We start from the raw sequence: 15441 nt of genomic DNA, 5'->3' as shown, positions 1-15441 counted from the left end.
ATCGTCGGCCTGCTTGATAACCACAAGCCCCACGACATGCTGCGAATCTCCGAACTCAAACTCCCGCTCGACCACGCGCCTGACGCGCTGGTCACCCAGATCGCCCGAACGCTCGACGTTCCGACTGAAGCGATCGCCTCCCACACCGTCTACAAGCGCAGCTTCGACGCCCGCAAGGTCGACCTGCTCACGGTCTATATCTGCGACGTGCAGCTGGCCGACGCCGCGCTCGAAGCCACGCTGCTGGCCAGGCACGCCAGCCACCCGCACATCCAGCCCGCGCCCGACATGCGCTACACGCCGCCGGGCCATGCGCCCGCCGATGCGCCGCGCCCCGTGGTCATCGGTTTCGGCCCCTGCGGCATCTTCGCGGCGCTGATGCTCGCGAAGATGGGCTTCAAGCCCATCGTGCTCGAACGCGGCAAGACCGTGCGCCAACGCACCCGCGACACCTGGGGCCTGTGGCGCAAGAGCGTGCTCAACCCCGAGTCGAACGTGCAGTTCGGCGAAGGCGGCGCCGGCACCTTCTCGGACGGCAAGCTCTACAGCCAGATCAAGGACCCGCGCTTCCTCGGCCGCAAGGTGATGGAAGAGTTCGTGAAGGCCGGCGCGCCACCCGAAATCCTGTACGTCGCGCACCCGCACATCGGCACTTTCAAGCTGGTGAAGGTGGTGGAGAACATCCGCGAGCAGATCGTCGCGCTCGGCGGCGAGATCCGCTTCGAGCAGCGCGTGACCGACGTGCACATCGACGATGGCCACCTGCGCGGCCTCACGGTGCTCGACCAGACGACGGGCCAGAGCAGCGAGCTTCGCGCCGACCACGTCGTGATGGCGCTGGGCCACAGCTCGCGCGACACCTTCGAGATGCTGCATGCGCGCGGCGTGTACATCGAGGCCAAGCCTTTCTCGATCGGCTTCCGCGTGGAGCACCCGCAGGGCCTGATCGACCGCGCCCGCTGGGGTCGCCATGCGGGCCATCCGCTCCTCGGCGCGGCCGACTACAAGCTGGTGCACCACGCGAGCAACGGCCGCTCGGTCTACAGCTTCTGCATGTGCCCCGGCGGCACCGTGGTCGCGGCCACCAGCGAGCCGGGCCGCGTGGTCACCAACGGCATGAGCCAGTACTCGCGCAACGAACGCAACGCCAACGCGGGCATCGTGGTGGGCATCGACCCGAAGGACTTCCCGGGCGACGCGCTCGCAGGCATCGCGCTGCAGCGCCAGCTCGAAAGCAACGCCTACGTGCTCGGCGGCAGCAACTACCACGCGCCCGGCCAGCTGGTGGGCGACTTCATCGCCGGCAAGCCGTCGACCGCACTCGGCAGCATCATCCCGTCGTACAAGCCCGGCGTGACGCCGACCGACCTGCACCAGGCCCTGCCCGCCTACGCCATCGAAGCGATGCGCGAGGCCTTTCCGGCCTTCGGTCGCAAGATCAAGGGCTTCGACACGCACGACGCCGTGCTCACCGGCGTGGAAACGCGCACCTCGTCGCCGATCCGCATCACGCGCGGCGACGACTTCCAGAGCCTCAACGTGCGCGGCCTCTACCCGGCCGGCGAAGGCGCGAGCTACGCGGGCGGCATCCTGTCGGCCGGCGTGGACGGCATCAAGGTGGCCGAGGCCGTGGCGCGCAGCGCGCTCGGCACGGCGGTTTGAGTTTGATGATGAACTTCCAGCGCCCCACCACCGGCCAACTGGTCGTCGCCACGCTGGCGATGGCCGCCGTGGTGCTCGCGTCCAACATCCTCGTGCAGTTCGCGATCAACGACTGGCTCACCTGGGGCGCCTTCACGTACCCGGTGGCCTACCTCGTGAGCGACCTCGTCAACCGGCGCTTCGGCCCCGGCATGGCGCGGCGCGTGGCGTGGGTCGGCTTCGCGGTGGCCGTGGCGGTGTCGCTGCTGCTCGCACCGGCGCGCATCGCCGCCGCTTCGGGCCTGGCCTTCATCGCCTCGCAGTTGCTCGACATCCGCGTGTTCGACCGCCTGCGCCGCGGCCTCTGGTGGCGCGCGCCGCTCGTGGCCACGGTGATCGCGGCCGTGCTCGACAGCATCGTCTTCTGGGGCATCGCCTTCGCAGGCACCGACGGCCCCTGGCTCACCTGGGCGCTCGGCGACCTGGGCGTGAAGCTCGGCGTCGGCGTGCTGATGCTGCTGCCGTTCCGGCTGCTGATCGGCCGCACGGCCGCGCGCACCTCGGCCCTGAGCCATTGAAGGCCATGATGTCCAGCAACGACGATTTCCACTACTACGAGCCCGACAAGGGCCACGGCCTGCCGCACGATCCGTTCAATGCGATGGTCGGCCCGCGCCCCATCGGCTGGATCTCGTCGCAGGACGAGAACGGTGCGCTCAACCTCGCGCCCTACAGTTTTTTCAACGCCTTCAACTACACGCCGCCGATCGTCGGCTTCGCGAGCATCGGCGCGAAGGACAGCCTGCACAACATCCGCCAGACCCGCGAGTTCGGCTGGAACCTCGCCACGCGCCCGCTGGCCGAGCGGATGAACCAGTCGTGCGCGGCCGTGCCGCCCGAAGTGAACGAGTTCGAGCTCGCGGGCCTCACGCCGGTGGCGTCGAATCAGATCGCCGCGCCGCGCGTGGCCGAGAGCCCCGTGTCCTTCGAATGCCGTCTCACGCAATTGATCCAGCTCGAAGGCGTCGATGGCGTGCCGGTGCAGACCTGGCTCGTGCTCGGCGAAGTGGTGGGCGTGCACATCGCGCGCCACCTGCTCAAGAACGGCATCTACGACACCGCAGCGGCGCAGCCCATCCTGCGCGGCGGCGGTCCGGCCGATTATTTCGAGATCAGCGCCGACAATATGTTCAGGATGTTCCGGCCCCGTTGAACGCGGTCACCGGCTTTCTGTTGTTCCTCTTTCCATCCCATCGCGCCCACCGCCGATCCCACGTATGACCGACGCATCCACCGCCGCCCCGAACACGAACGCGCGCAACGCACGGCGCCCGCGCCAGGACCTGGCCGACCAGCTGCAACAGCTGAAGACCGGCGTGGGCCCCGACGCAGGCGCTGACGCGTCGGGCGCGCAGCCCGCTTCCGAGCCACAGCAGCAGCAACAACAACAACGCCCGCCGCGGGCGAAGCAGCAGCGCCCGCACGGGCAGCAGCAGCCGCAGCAGGGGCGCAAGCCGCGCGGTGCCCAGCCACAGCAACAACCGGCGGAAGCCCAGCGCGCACCGCGCAAGGTCAACCCCGTGCTCGAGCGCCTGTTCGAGCTGTACCCGCAGCTCTTCGGCGCGCGCTTCGTGCCGCTCAAGCTTGGCGTGTACGAAGAGCTGATCGCGCGCCATCCCGAAGACTTCAAGGCCGAAGACCTGAAGGTCGCGATGGGCCAGCATGCGCGCTCCACGCGCTACCTGGAGAGCGTGGCCGCCGGCCATGCGCGCCATGACCTCGACGGCAACGCGCTCGACCCGGTCGCGCCCGAGCACGTGCACCACGCCATCCTCGAGCTGCACCGCCGCCGCTCGCACCGCAACCCCGGCGAAGACCTGCGTCCGCAGCTGGTGACGCGCATCGCCAAGGCCATCGAAGCCTCGGGCCTCGACCACGAAGCGTATGCCGTGCTGGTGCGCTCGCGCGACGCCAACAACAACGCCATCGTCGACGAAGCCCTGGCCGAACTCGCCCAGCAGGCCGCCAAGCGCGAAGCCCTGCTGCGCGCCTTCGAAGCCAGCGGCCGCAGCGAACAGGAATTCGCCGACATGTACGGCATGAAGCCCGCCGACGTGACGCGCACGCTGCAGCGCGTGCGCGACGATCAGAAGCGGGCCGCGGCTGCGGCAGAGACCGCCGCAGCGGCTGCCGCAGCAGCACCGGAAGCGGAAGCGACCGACGTGCAGGCTGCTGCGCCCGAAGCAGAAGCCGCCCCGGCCGCACCCGCAGCACCTGCCGCGGACTGACGCCACGCGCCCGTCCCAACGAAAAAAGCCGCCACATCACTGTGGCGGCTTTTTTCATGGCGACGGCGTTGGCCGTCCCTGGCAGTTGGCTCAGCGCGCGTTCTGCAGCGCGGCAATGCGCTCTTCGATCGGCGGGTGCGTGGCAAACAGCTTGCCCATGGCGCCCGTGATGCCCATGGCTTCGACGGCCTTTGGCAGTTCGCCGGCCGGCAGGCCACCCAGGCGCGCGAGCGCGTTCATCATCGGCTGGCGGTTGCCCATGAGTGCGGCGGCGCCGGCGTCGGCGCGAAACTCGCGCTGGCGCGAGAACCAGGCCACCACGATCGCGGCGGCGAAGCCGAGCACGATGTCCAGCACGATGGTGCTCACGTAGTAGCCGATGCCGGGGCCCGACGAGCGGTCGTCGCCGCGGCGAAGGAAGCTGTCGACCGCATAGCCGATCACGCGCGAGAGGAACACGACGAAGGTGTTCATCACGCCCTGGATCAGCGTCATGGTGACCATGTCGCCGTTGGCGATGTGCGCGACTTCGTGGCCGATGACGGCCTCGACCTCTTCGCGCGTCATGCCCTGCAGCAGGCCGGTGGACACGGCCACGAGCGACGAGTTCTTGAACGCGCCGGTGGCAAAGGCATTGGGCTCGCCTTCGAAGATGCCGACCTCGGGCATGCCGATGCCGGCCTTGTCGGCGAACTTGCGCACGGTGCCGACGATCCAGGCCTCGTCGGGCGACTGGGGGTTGTCGATCATGCGCAGGCCGGCGGTCCACTTGGCCATGGGCTTGCTGATGAGCAGCGAGATGATCGCGCCGCCGAAGCCCATGATCAGCGCGAAACCGAGCAGCGCCGTGAGGTTGAGCCCGTTGGCCGTGAGGAAGCGGTTGACGCCGAGCAGGCTGGCGACCACGCCGAGCACCGCGACGACCATCACGTTGGTCAGGACAAACAGAAGGATACGTTTCAAGTTGAATTCTCCGTGGGGGAAATCTGCCACCTAGATAAGGGCCCCGGGGCCCTCTTCAAGCCGCGCGCGGCGCGGAGGCCCTCGGTGTTGCTTCCGGTGGAGCCATGATAGGAGCAAAAGTTCTGGCGCCCCGATATTCCCCGCCGGAGTCAAGGCCTGTCAGAAAAGCCCGCTGGTGCCCGGTGCCGGACGGGTGGCGATGTCGGCGTCGAGCCGGGCGCGGCGGCGGCTGTCCTGCGTCCAGCGCAGCGCAAACAGCACGCCGTTGACCAGCACCAGCCCTGCGGCGAACAGCCACCACAGCACGTGCGCGCCCGCTGCGGTCATGCGCGAAGCATCGAGGCTTGGGTCGATGCGCACCCACGGCGTGCCGGCGGCGTCCTTGCCGCTGGCGGTGACGAGGCCTTCGAGGGTGAAGGGCTTCAGGCCTTCGGCCGTGGCGTTGCGCTGCAGGCGGGTCCAGCGGCCGAGCAGCGAGCTGTCGGTGTCGTCTTCAGCGACATCGGCCGCGCCCGCGGTCGCGCCCGGCACATCGTCGCTGCCTTCGCCGGGCTGCTGCACCGGCGCGTTGTCGATGCGCATGGAAGACGCCAGCAGCACGCCGCCCTGCGCGGGCACGATGGCAGGACGCGCGGCCTCGATCTTCGCGGCCACCACGCTGTCGACCGCTTGTGCCAGCGCACGCTGCACGGACGCCAGCTGCTGGCGCGACAGGATGAGGTCGGCGTTCTCCTGGCCTGCTGCTGCGCTCGTGGCCAGCGCCTGCCAGGTGTTCACCGGCGTGTCGACGCCGTCCTTGTCGACCGTGGCGTCGATGGCGCGCACGAGCTCGCGCTGCAGGCGCTCGCAGGCGGCGGGCGACAGGCCGGCGGCGTCCTTGCAGGCGGCGTCGATCATCGCCACCGCGCGGTCGAAGCCGCGCACGGTCAGCGGCACGCTCTCGCGCGCACGGTAGGCCGCGAGCGGGTCGGAGGCCTGTCCGCCCATCTGCTGCATGCGCAGCATTGCGATCAGGCTGGCCATCGCGTGGTTCTCGGTCGTGCGAAGGAAGCCGGGCTCGCCGAGCGCCAGCACGCTGGGCGGGATGTCCAGAGAAGGGACGACGGGTGCGGTGCCGTTCCAGCGCACGGACGTGCAATCGATGACCGGCACGCCGCTGGTGGTGTGCGCTTCGGCACGGCCGCTCATGTCGATCTCGCACCGGCCTTGGCCCTCCATGCGCGCGCGGCTTCCCCAGCCGGGCGGCTTGTCAGCGAACTGTGCGGCATCGCCATAAGCAGTCGTGGCGCCGCCGCTCGTCAGCCATTGCGCAGCGAGCGCGGCCTCGCCGCGCGGGTCGGGTGCCGACAGCACGACCGCACCGATGGCGAGCAGGCCGACGACCAGGTGCAGCAGGTGCCGGCCCCAGTACGCGGGCCGGAAACGCCGCCATTCGTCGGCCACCGCCCACTTGTCGCCGAAGCTCACGGCGCTGAAGTCGCTGGTGCGCAGCTCGGCTTCGATCACCTCGCCGTAGGGGACCAACGCCGTCGTGCGCCAATGCGAAGGCAGCACCAGGCTCAGCTTGTCGCCGATGAAGAGGCCCACGCTCTGGACCGACGCGTTGCCGGCGTTGACCACCGCGATCTGGTTGAGCATGCCGCGCACGCGGTTCACCGGCTGCGGTTGCCGCGCAGGCGCCGTTGCCGGCGGCGTGCGCACGAACAGCCACGCGGCCCACAGGCCCGCGAGCCCGCCTGCGCCCATCAGGTAGACGCTCACCGCTTGCGTGGCGTCCCAGGTGGCGATCCACAACAGCACGAAGGCAAGCAGCCACGCGAACGCCGAGGCCCAGCCGCCGCGCCCCATGCGGCTTGCGACCTCCTCGGGCGTTTCGGTGCGCTGGCTCAGGATGTCGACCTCGCCGCGTTGGTAGCGCGCGTTCGGGTCGGTCGCAACGGATGCGGCCACGGCTTCGGGCACGGCCGCGCCGGTGTCTGCGCCGACTTCATCCAGCGACGGGAGCGCACCGATCTCGCCGCGCTTCCACTGCTGGTCCTGCGCCTGCTGGCGCTGCGCGCGCTGCCGGCCTTCGAACAGGTCGAAGCCGTTCAGGCGGATCACGACGGCGGACTTTCCGGCCAGCACCACCAGCGCCTGGTTGTGCGGCTCGATGTAGTCGATGGCGTCGTAGGGCAGCAGCACATCGACGTCGCCGATGGTGTCGTGCTCCGTGGACGAGCCCTGCGTCGACAGCCCATGGCGCAGGAAGGCGCCGCTGAGTTCGCGTACGTTGTCGTCGACCGTGAGCTTCTGCCCCATGAGAAAGGGCTGCAGCGCCGATTTTTCTTCGTCGGTGATGCGGCGCAGCACCGGTGCATTGCGGAAGTCTTTCAGGGCACTCCGGTTGTCGGAGCGGCGCGACATGTAGACGATGAAACTGTAGATCCCGTAAAGAATCAGCCCGACCTTGAGCACGATGATGATGGTGTCCATCTTTTTGGCCTCTCCCTTGGCATATGACGTATGACGCACGCGTGGCGTGCGATGCGCGCGCTTGGCAAAGGCCCCTCCCGGGCCCGTGAACGCTAGCGCGACTTCAGCTCTGACAACGCGCCCGGCAAGGGTCGAAAGACCTGCGGGTCGGCATAGAACGAAGCCGATGTATTTTCGACGCACCAGCCGGGCACGCCGAGCACCGGAATAGGAACGAAAGGCTTCGCTTCGAGCTGTTTCGCATCGATATTTCTCGCCATCGCCGCATCGTCGAAGGCGGTGGAGCCCGTCGCGCGGTGCGTCAGCAGCACATGCGCGGTGATCGGCTTGCGCGGCGTCACCAGTTTTTCGAGCAGCGCATGGCCGAAGAGCAGCAGGCGCGCCTCATGCCACAGGCTGCGCTGCGTGACGAACAGCGTCTGCCAGTCACGCGCGACCAGCGCCTCCCACAGCGCAGGCGGTGCATCGAGCACAGCGCCGTTCTCGTCGAAGAGCGTGAGCGCATCTCGCAGCGGCCCGCGCGTGGCGCCGACGCCGGCGCGTGCGATTTCGGCGGCCTGCAGTTCGTTGAGCCGGCGCTTGGTTTCGGGAAAGGCCAGCCAGACGAGGCCGTTGAAGAAGTCGTGCAGGTTGTCGCGCGTGGGCACGGTGCGCGTGCGGAAGATGTGGGCCTCGTAGGCTTGGCCTTCGGGTAGCGCGTTCTGCGTGACGAAGCCGGGCACTGCGGGTGGCTTGGCCGCCTGCAGCGCGGCGGCGACGGTGCCGCCCTGCGCGACAGCCTGCGCCACGGCTTCGCCGGGGTCGCGGTACGGAGCCAGCCAGGGTGCGGCCCACGCGATGGCCGCGACCGCCGGCAGGGCCGGACTCAAGGCGCGGGCGCCCCCGTCCATCGGATGCGGTCGGGGTGTTGCATCACCGCGAACTCGGCCGTGAGCTTGTCGAACAGCTTGAGCGAGCTGCCGCTCTTGCTGAGCAGGCCGGCGGTGCGCAGGGCCTTGGCCACGTCGTTGAGCGGCACGTCGGTGCCGCGGCGCAGCGCGGGCATGGCCTGCAGGATGAACTCGGCCGCTTCGGAGATTTGAGGCACCGGCGGCGGTGGGGGGGGCGCGGCAGGCTTGGCGGTCTTTGCCGCCGTCTTGCGCGCGGTCTTGGCGGCCACCTTCTTCGCGGGGGCCGTCTTGGCGGCCGGCGTCTTCTTCGCGGCGGCTGTCGTCTTCTTGGCCGGCGCGGTGCGCACGGCCGGCTTCACGCCGTGGTGCGGGATGTCGATGAAGCTGTCGTAGACGCCAACGGTCTCTTCGCCGGTCTTGCCCTGCTGGCCGATGCCACAGACACGGCAGCCTTTTTCGCGCAGGCGAATGACGAGCGGCGCAAAGTCGGAATCGGACGACACCAGCACCACCACGTCGGGCCGCTCGGCGATCACGAGGTCGATGGCATCGACGGCCAGCGCGATGTCGGTGCTGTTCTTGCCGGCCGACAGGTTCACCATCGGACGCACCGACAGCCGCTTGAACAGCGCCTGGCGGTTCACGGCCATCTCGGCGTTGCAGTAGGCACGGCGCACGTGGATGGCGCCGAAGTCTTCCATCGTGCGCTGCACGGCCTGCTCGATCACGTCGGCCGAGACGTTGTCGGCGTCGATGAGCAACATGATGCACAGCGACGACAGGGGCGCTGCCGGCGTCATGCGAGCTTCCAGTTCACGGTCTCGCCGCCGCGCAGCGGCTTGAGCGTGGCTTCGCCGTAGGGCACGGTCTCGGGCACCGTCCAGGTTTCGCGCTTCAGCGTGATGGTGTCGGTGTGGCGCGGCAGGTCGTAGAAGTCGGGGCCGTGGAAGCTGGCGAAGCCCTCGAGCTTGTCGAGTGCGTTCACGCTGTCGAAGGCCTCGGCGTACAGCTCGATGGCGGTGAGCGCGGTGTAGCAGCCGGCGCAGCCCAGTGCGTGCTCCTTCAGATGCGCGGGGTGCGGCGCACTGTCGGTGCCCAGGAAGAAGCGGTCGCTGCCGCTGGTGGCGGCCTCGACCAGTGCGACGCGGTGCGTCTCGCGCTTGAGCACGGGCAGGCAGTAGTAGTGCGGGCGGATGCCGCCGGTGAAGATGGCGTTGCGGTTGTACAGCAGGTGGTGCGCCGTGATGGTGGCAGCCGTGAAGCGGTCGGCGTCGCGCACGTAGTGGGCGCCTTCCTTCGTGGTCAGGTGCTCGAACACCACCTTCAGCTCGGGGAAGTCGCGGCGCAGCGGAATCATCACGCGGTCGACGAACACGGCTTCGCGGTCGAACAGGTCGATCGCCGGGTCGGTCACTTCACCGTGCACCAGCAGCAGCAGGCCGTGCTTCTGCATGGCTTCGAGCGTCTTGTAGGTCTTGCGGATGTCGGTCACGCCGGCATCGCTGTTGGTGGTGGCGCCGGCCGGGTAGAGCTTGAGCGCGCGCACGCCGGCTTCGGCGGCGAGGGCGATTTCTTCGGGCGGCAGCTTGTCGGTCAGGTAGAGCGACATCACGGGCTCGAAGGACGTGCCCGCGGGCACGGCGGCGCGGATGCGGTCGCGGTAGGCCACGGCCTGTGCGGCGGTGGTCACGGGCGGACGCAGGTTCGGCATGATCAGCGCGCGGCCGAACTGGCGGGCGCTGTGGGGCACGACGGCTTCAAGGGCGGCGCCATCGCGCACGTGCAGGTGCCAGTCGTCTGGGCGGGTGATCGTGAGGGTGTCTGTCATGGCCCGCAATTGTCGCATCGCCCCCCGCGGCAGACCTACCCCAGCAGGTACTCGCGCACCAGCAGGCGCGCCCGGCGCAGCCGGCTCTTGACGGCACCCGGCGGCTCGTTGAAGCGCTCGGCGATCTCCGCGATGGTCAGTTCCTCGAAGTCGCGCAGCAGCACGACCTCGCGGTAGTGCGCCGGCAGCGATTCGAGCGCGTTGGCCAAGTCGATGCGCAGCGCGTCGTCGCTGCGGGCCGCGAGCTGGCGTTCGATCACGTCGTCGTCGAGCGGGTCGTGGCGGAACATCGCGCGCTGCAGGCGCAGGCATTCGCGCCGGATGACGGTGAACAGCCACGACGAGAACGCCGCGGCCGCCTGCAGCCCGCGCACCCGGCGCGCGACCACCAGCAGCGACTCCTGCACGGCGTCGTCCACGTCGCTGGCCTGGCAGTGCCGGCGGGCGTAGCGGCGCGCGTCGGTCTGGCAGGCGGCGAGCAGGCCCTCGATGGCGACGGGGTCGCCGGTCTGCGCGGCCAGGATCAGGCAGGTGCGGTCGATGGTGGCGGCAGCCATGGGTCAGCGTCCTTCTTTGTCGAGCCTGCGCCCGAGCATCGCGCACATCGGGCAGAAACCGACCAGCCCGGTGAGGGCCAGCATCGCGCCCATGAGGCCGACCGCGACGGCCAGAGCGTCCGCCGGCCAGTTCATGGCGGCGAAGGCGAGGCCGGCGAGGCCCATGGCGATGCGCAGGGCGCGTTCCCAGCCGGGGACATTCTTGACGTAGAGCATGGTGGTTTCCTTCGATCCGTGACGTAGGTGAATGCGGGGGAACAGAACGCCCCTCCCGCATGGAAAGAGGCGGTCACCCGCCGAAACGGTTCGCGGAAAGTCAGGATTTTTTCATGCGCTCGCGGCGACGCCCATCCGCGCAGCCCGCCGGCAGACCTTGGTAGGCTCGCTCCCATGACCGCGCCCACCCCTACCGCCCAGCCCATTGCCACCGAACTCGCCGACGGCGGCCTTGCGGCCCTGTTCACCGCGCCCGGCGGCGCACCGGCCTTCGCGGTGCGCTGGCAGGGCGCCGTGCACGGCTACCTGAACCAGTGCCCGCACGCGGGCGGCCCGCTCGATTTCGAAGGGCAGATCCTCGAAAGCTCGGGCCGCTACCTGATGTGTGCGCGGCACGGGGCGATCTTCGAGCCCGACACCGGGCGCTGCGTCGGCGGCCCCTGCCGCGGCGCGCGCCTCACGCCGCTGGCGTTGCGCGAAGCGCCGGACGGCAGCGTGTGGCTGGCCGACTGAAGCCTTCGAGCCGCTACAGTCGCGACCTCTTCTTTCCGCCCTGCCCCATGCGCCGATTCGCTGCTTTCTCCGTCCTCGTTCCGGCCCTGCTCATCGTCGCGGGCTGCGTCTCGCGGCCCGCGCCGCGCGTCACCTTCCTGGCCGACGGCGTGTTCAAGTCACCCACCGCGCAGGACGCCGAGAACTACTGCCGCAACTTCGGCGCGCCGATGCGCTTTTTGAGCAGCACGCTGTCGGAAGTGGCGGCAGAGGGCGTGCCGGCCGGGGAAGTCGTCTACCGCTGCGACTGAGCCTCGGCTTCCGCCGGCCGCACGACTCCCGGCCTGACTGGCACCTCGCGCGGCCGCCGATCGCGGACATGGGAGTCGAGGTGCGCCTGCGTTGCGCACGGCGCGAGATCGCCTGAGTCGGCCAGGGGATATCCGTCGGCTGGCACATGTCGTGCTTGAGGGGTTTTCGTCCTTTCCGTCACCCCCACCCACCGGAGTTCCATGTGAAGCGTGCTGCCCCCGCCCTGTCCCTGAAACCCCTGGCCGCCTGCGCGGCGCTCGCCACCCTGGTCTTCGCCGCGCCCGCCGCGCTGGCCCAGGAAAAGACGCTGCGCATCGCCATGACCGCGGCCGACATTCCGCGCACCCTCGGCCAGCCCGACCAGGGCTTCGAGGGCAACCGCTTCACCGGCATCCCGATCTACGACGCGCTCACGCAGTGGGACCTGTCGAAGGCCGATGCGCCCAGCGTGCTGATTCCCGGCGTCGCCACCGCGTGGGCGGTCGATGCGAAGGACAAGACCAAGTGGGTCTTCAAGCTGCGCCCCGGCGTCAAGTTCCACGACGGCTCGGCCTTCAACGCCGATGCCGTGGTGTGGAACGTGCAGAAGGTGCTCGACAAGGAGGCGCCGCAGTTCGACGCCAGCCAGGTCGGCGTCACGGCCTCGCGCATGCCCACGCTCAAGTCGGCCCGCAAGATCGACGACATGACGGTCGAGCTCACCACCGGCGAGCCCGATGCCTTCCTGCCGATCAACCTCACGAACCTGTTCATGGCTTCGCCCGCGCAGTGGCAGAAGAAGTTCGATGCCGCAGCCGGCGCCACGCCCGCCGACAAGGCCAAGGCCGCCTGGACCGCCTTCGCCGCCGACCCCGCCGGCTCGGGCCCGTTCAAGGTCACGCGCTTCGTGGCGCGCGAGCGGCTGGAACTGGCCGCCAACAAGGCCTACTGGGACGCCAAACGCACGCCGAAGATCGACAAGGTCGTGATGATCCCCATGCCCGAAGCCAACGCGCGCACCGCCGCGCTGCTGGGCGGGCAGGTCGACTGGATCGAGGCGCCCGCCCCCGACGCCATGGCGCAGATCACGCAACGCGGCTTCAAGGTCTATTCGAACGCACAGCCGCATGTGTGGCCGTGGCAGCTGTCGTTCGCAGAAGGCTCGCCCTGGCTCGACAAGCGCGTGCGCCAGGCCGCCAACCTGTGCATCGACCGCGGCGGCATGAAGCAGCTGCTGGGCGGCATGATGGCCGAGCCCAAGGGCACGGTACCGCCGGGCCACCCGTGGTTCGGCAAGCCTGGCTTCGACATCCGCTACGACGTGAAGGCCGCGCAGGCGCTCATGACGCAGGCCGGCTACTCGGCCGCCAAGCCGATCAAGGTGAAGGTGCAGATCTCGGCCTCGGGCTCGGGCCAGATGCAGCCGCTGCCGATGAACGAGTTTGCGCAGCAGTCGCTCAAGCAGTGCTTCTTCGACGTGCAGTTCGACGTGATCGAATGGAACACGCTCTTCACCAACTGGCGCAAGGGCGCGAAGGACCCGTCGGCCAACGGCGCCAGCGCGGTCAACATCAGCTTCGCGGCGATGGACCCGTTCTTCGCGATGGTGCGCTTCGTGAGCACCAAGGCCTTCCCGCCGGTGTCGAACAACTGGGGCTACTACGGCAACGCCGAGGTCGACAAGCTGGTGGCCGATGCGCGCACCAGCTTCGACGACAAGGCGCGCGACACCGCGCTGGCCAAGTTGCACACCCACATCGTGGACGACGCCCCCTTCGTGTGGATCGCGCACGACGTGGGCCCGCGCGCCATGTCGGCCAAGGTGAAGAACGTGGTGCAGCCCAAGAGCTGGTTCATCGACATCGCGACCATGACGATGGACTGAGCGTTTCGCTCCAGCCAGCCACGAGCCAGCCACCCCATGCTCACCTACCTCCTGCGCCGCGTGATCTACGCCGTGCCGATCATGATCGGCGTGGCCCTCGTGTGCTTCCTGCTCGTGCACATCGCGCCCGGCGATCCGCTGGTGTCGATCCTGCCGCCCGACGCCTCGGCGGACCTGCAGGCGCAGCTGCGCGAGCTCTACGGCTTCAACCGCTCGCTGCCCGAGCAGTTCGCGCTGTGGGTCTGGCGCGCGCTGCACGGCGACCTGGGCGTGTCCATCGCGAGCAACCGCGCGGTGGCCGGCGAGGTGTTCACCGCGGTAGGCAACACGCTGCGGCTGGCGGTGGTGGCCACCTTCATCGGCTTCGTGCTGGGGTGCCTCTTCGGCTTCGTGGCGGGCTACTTCCGCAACTCGTGGATCGACAGGCTCGCCTCGATGTTCTCGGTGCTCGGCGTGAGCGTGCCGCACTACTGGCTGGGCATGGTGATGGTGATCGTGTTCTCGTCGCAGCTCATGTGGCTGCCCGCCACGGGCGCGGGCCCGAGCGGTTCGGGCGACTGGGCCTGGGACTGGGAGCACCTGCAGTTCCTGTTGCTGCCGGCGTTCACGATGTCGGTGATCCCGATGGGCATCATCGCGCGCACCGTGCGCGCGCTGGTGGCCGACATCCTCGACCAGGAGTTCATCGTGGGGCTGCGCGCCAAGGGCCTCACGCACGTCGGCGTGTTCCGCCACATGGTGAAGAACGCGGCGCCCACGGCGCTCGCGGTGATGGGCTTGCAACTGGGCTACCTGCTGGGCGGCTCGATCCTCATCGAGACGGTGTTCTCGTGGCCCGGCACGGGCTTCCTGCTGAACTCCGCCATCTTCCAGCGCGACCTGCCGCTGCTGCAGGGAACGATCCTGGTGCTGGCGATGTTCTTCGTGGTGCTCAACCTGCTGGTCGATGTGCTGCAGACATTGCTCGATCCACGCATCGCGCGTGCCTGAAGAAGAAAGCCGCCAAGCCATGTCCACCGTGCTCGCTTCTTCTCCCACCGCCGCAGCCGTCGAGCCGTTGCCGCCCCAGCGCTCGCGCGGCTACTGGGCTTCGGTCTGGCTGCGCTTTCGCCGCGACCCCGTCGCGGTCGGCGCGGCCATCGTCGTGCTGCTGCTGATCGCACTCGCGCTGTTCGGCCCGTGGCTCGCACCGTCCGACCCGTACCAGTCGTCGATGCTCAAGCGGCTCAAGCCCATCGGCACCGAGGGCCTGCCCCTGGGCAGCGACGAACTGGGCCGCGACATGCTCTCGCGGCTGATCGTCGGTGCGCGGCTGTCGCTTTTCATCGGCATCACGCCGGTGCTCTGCGCCTTTGTGTTGGGCACGGTGATCGGCATCGTCGCGGGCTATGCGGGTGGCATCACCAACACACTGATCATGCGCACGATCGACGTGTTCTACGCGTTTCCCTCGGTGCTGTTGGCCATCGCGCTCTCGGGCACGCTGGGCGCGGGCGTGGTCAATTCGCTGATCTCGCTGACCATCGTGTTCATTCCGCAGATCGCGCGCGTGGCCGAAAGCGTGACCACGCAGGTGCGCACCCGCGACTACGTGGAAGCGGCGCGCGCCTCGGGCGCCAGTCCCTTCACCATCGTGCGGGTGCATGTGCTGGGCAACGTGCTTGGTCCGATCTTCGTCTACGCCACCAGCCTCATCGCGGTGTCGATGATCCTGGCGTCGGGCCTGTCGTTCCTGGGCCTGGGCGTGAAGCCGCCGGAACCCGAGTGGGGCCTGATGCTCAACACGCTGCGCACGGCGATCTACGCGCAGCCGTGGGTGGCGGCGCTGCCGGGCGTGATGATCTTCATCACCTCGATTTCCTTCAACCTGCTTTCCGACGGCCTGCGTTCGGCGATGGACAACAAGGGGTGAGGC

The 15441-nt window shown here is 69.0% G+C and carries 16 protein-coding genes; 9 read left to right on the top strand and 7 right to left on the bottom strand.

Translation table 11 applies throughout. The features are described from left to right. Nucleotides 1-36 precede the first annotated feature (36 nt). The 4 genes from RZE79_RS03925 (at nt 37) to RZE79_RS03910 (ending at nt 3929) form a co-directional block, all read left to right on the top strand. Nucleotides 37-1662 carry an NAD(P)/FAD-dependent oxidoreductase gene (locus RZE79_RS03925; RefSeq protein WP_319359106.1) on the top strand — a complete coding sequence of 542 codons (1626 nt, stop codon included), beginning with the start codon at nt 37-39 and terminating at the stop codon, nt 1660-1662. Nucleotides 1663-1670: 8 nt separating this feature from the next. After that, nucleotides 1671-2219: a VUT family protein gene (locus tag RZE79_RS03920; protein WP_319359105.1), complete on the top strand. Its 549-nt coding sequence runs from the start codon at nt 1671-1673 to the stop codon at nt 2217-2219. Nucleotides 2220-2224: 5 nt separating this feature from the next. Beyond that, a complete protein-coding gene (locus RZE79_RS03915) occupies nt 2225-2854 on the top strand; it encodes a flavin reductase family protein (protein ID WP_319359104.1) in 630 nt (209 codons plus the stop codon). 64 nt (nt 2855-2918) lie between these two features. Continuing rightward, complete coding sequence (locus tag RZE79_RS03910) at nt 2919-3929, top strand: ProQ/FINO family protein (RefSeq protein WP_319359103.1); 1011 nt, start codon at nt 2919-2921, stop codon at nt 3927-3929. A gap of 90 nt (nt 3930-4019) precedes the next feature. On the opposite strand, the gene htpX is transcribed toward RZE79_RS03910, so the two are convergent. From htpX to RZE79_RS03875, 7 genes are all read right to left on the bottom strand, one after another. Further along, nucleotides 4020-4892, bottom strand: a complete 873-nt coding sequence (gene htpX, locus RZE79_RS03905) for a protease HtpX (protein ID WP_101488641.1) — start codon at nt 4890-4892, stop codon at nt 4020-4022. Between the two features lie 159 nt (nt 4893-5051). Next, nucleotides 5052-7367, bottom strand: a complete 2316-nt coding sequence (locus tag RZE79_RS03900) for an IgaA/UmoB family intracellular growth attenuator (RefSeq protein ID WP_319359102.1) — start codon at nt 7365-7367, stop codon at nt 5052-5054. Nucleotides 7368-7459: 92 nt separating this feature from the next. Beyond that, nucleotides 7460-8257 (bottom strand): DUF3025 domain-containing protein, encoded by a 798-nt coding sequence (locus tag RZE79_RS03895; RefSeq protein ID WP_319359101.1) that lies wholly within the window; start codon nt 8255-8257, stop codon nt 7460-7462. Beyond that, nucleotides 8233-9057 carry an NYN domain-containing protein gene (locus RZE79_RS03890; protein ID WP_319359100.1) on the bottom strand — a complete coding sequence of 275 codons (825 nt, stop codon included), beginning with the start codon at nt 9055-9057 and terminating at the stop codon, nt 8233-8235. The genes RZE79_RS03895 and RZE79_RS03890 overlap by 25 nt, the downstream gene beginning before the upstream one ends. Further along, nucleotides 9054-10085: a dihydroorotase gene (pyrC, locus tag RZE79_RS03885; protein WP_319359099.1), complete on the bottom strand. Its 1032-nt coding sequence runs from the start codon at nt 10083-10085 to the stop codon at nt 9054-9056. Before pyrC ends, RZE79_RS03890 begins: the two co-directional genes overlap by 4 nt. Before the next feature lie 35 nt (nt 10086-10120). Then, nucleotides 10121-10642, bottom strand: coding sequence for a sigma-70 family RNA polymerase sigma factor (locus tag RZE79_RS03880; RefSeq protein WP_319359098.1), 522 nt, complete (start codon nt 10640-10642; stop codon nt 10121-10123). 3 nt (nt 10643-10645) lie between these two features. Continuing rightward, nucleotides 10646-10858, bottom strand: coding sequence for a DUF2892 domain-containing protein (locus RZE79_RS03875; protein WP_319359097.1), 213 nt, complete (start codon nt 10856-10858; stop codon nt 10646-10648). 174 nt (nt 10859-11032) lie between these two features. Here RZE79_RS03875 and RZE79_RS03870 point away from each other — a divergent pair, with 174 nt between their 5' ends. From RZE79_RS03870 to RZE79_RS03850, 5 genes are all read left to right on the top strand, one after another. Next, complete coding sequence (locus RZE79_RS03870) at nt 11033-11371, top strand: Rieske 2Fe-2S domain-containing protein (RefSeq protein WP_319359096.1); 339 nt, start codon at nt 11033-11035, stop codon at nt 11369-11371. A gap of 47 nt (nt 11372-11418) precedes the next feature. Continuing rightward, nucleotides 11419-11661, top strand: coding sequence for a hypothetical protein (locus RZE79_RS03865; protein ID WP_101488631.1), 243 nt, complete (start codon nt 11419-11421; stop codon nt 11659-11661). A gap of 203 nt (nt 11662-11864) precedes the next feature. Further along, nucleotides 11865-13526: an ABC transporter substrate-binding protein gene (locus RZE79_RS03860; protein WP_319359095.1), complete on the top strand. Its 1662-nt coding sequence runs from the start codon at nt 11865-11867 to the stop codon at nt 13524-13526. A gap of 36 nt (nt 13527-13562) precedes the next feature. Continuing rightward, complete coding sequence (locus RZE79_RS03855; RefSeq protein WP_319359094.1) at nt 13563-14516, top strand: ABC transporter permease; 954 nt, start codon at nt 13563-13565, stop codon at nt 14514-14516. A gap of 19 nt (nt 14517-14535) precedes the next feature. After that, on the top strand, nt 14536-15438 hold the full coding sequence (locus RZE79_RS03850; RefSeq protein WP_319359093.1) for an ABC transporter permease: 903 nt from the start codon (nt 14536-14538) through the stop codon (nt 15436-15438). The last annotated feature ends 3 nt before the right edge of the window (nt 15439-15441 follow it).

Source organism: Variovorax sp. EBFNA2 (assembly GCF_033802765.1).
Lineage (GTDB): Bacteria > Pseudomonadota > Gammaproteobacteria > Burkholderiales > Burkholderiaceae_C > Variovorax > Variovorax paradoxus_H.
The sequence above is the reverse complement of the archived record's forward strand: the minus strand, read 5'-3'. Positions and strand labels throughout refer to the sequence as shown.

Excerpts from the sequence above, each read along its gene's own strand:
- RZE79_RS03925 (WP_319359106.1), top strand. The coding sequence starts at position 37 with ATGCTGCGAATCTCCGAACTCAAACTCCCGCTCGACCACGCGCCTGAC.
- RZE79_RS03920 (WP_319359105.1), top strand. The coding sequence starts at position 1,671 with ATGAACTTCCAGCGCCCCACCACCGGCCAACTGGTCGTCGCCACGCTG.
- RZE79_RS03915 (WP_319359104.1), top strand. The coding sequence starts at position 2,225 with ATGATGTCCAGCAACGACGATTTCCACTACTACGAGCCCGACAAGGGC.
- RZE79_RS03910 (WP_319359103.1), top strand. The coding sequence starts at position 2,919 with ATGACCGACGCATCCACCGCCGCCCCGAACACGAACGCGCGCAACGCA.
- RZE79_RS03900 (WP_319359102.1), bottom strand. The coding sequence starts at position 7,367 with ATGGACACCATCATCATCGTGCTCAAGGTCGGGCTGATTCTTTACGGG.
- RZE79_RS03895 (WP_319359101.1), bottom strand. The coding sequence starts at position 8,257 with ATGGACGGGGGCGCCCGCGCCTTGAGTCCGGCCCTGCCGGCGGTCGCG.
- RZE79_RS03890 (WP_319359100.1), bottom strand. The coding sequence starts at position 9,057 with ATGACGCCGGCAGCGCCCCTGTCGTCGCTGTGCATCATGTTGCTCATC.
- pyrC (WP_319359099.1), bottom strand. The coding sequence starts at position 10,085 with ATGACAGACACCCTCACGATCACCCGCCCAGACGACTGGCACCTGCAC.
- RZE79_RS03880 (WP_319359098.1), bottom strand. The coding sequence starts at position 10,642 with ATGGCTGCCGCCACCATCGACCGCACCTGCCTGATCCTGGCCGCGCAG.
- RZE79_RS03875 (WP_319359097.1), bottom strand. The coding sequence starts at position 10,858 with ATGCTCTACGTCAAGAATGTCCCCGGCTGGGAACGCGCCCTGCGCATC.
- RZE79_RS03870 (WP_319359096.1), top strand. The coding sequence starts at position 11,033 with ATGACCGCGCCCACCCCTACCGCCCAGCCCATTGCCACCGAACTCGCC.
- RZE79_RS03865 (WP_101488631.1), top strand. The coding sequence starts at position 11,419 with ATGCGCCGATTCGCTGCTTTCTCCGTCCTCGTTCCGGCCCTGCTCATC.
- RZE79_RS03855 (WP_319359094.1), top strand. The coding sequence starts at position 13,563 with ATGCTCACCTACCTCCTGCGCCGCGTGATCTACGCCGTGCCGATCATG.
- RZE79_RS03850 (WP_319359093.1), top strand. The coding sequence starts at position 14,536 with ATGTCCACCGTGCTCGCTTCTTCTCCCACCGCCGCAGCCGTCGAGCCG.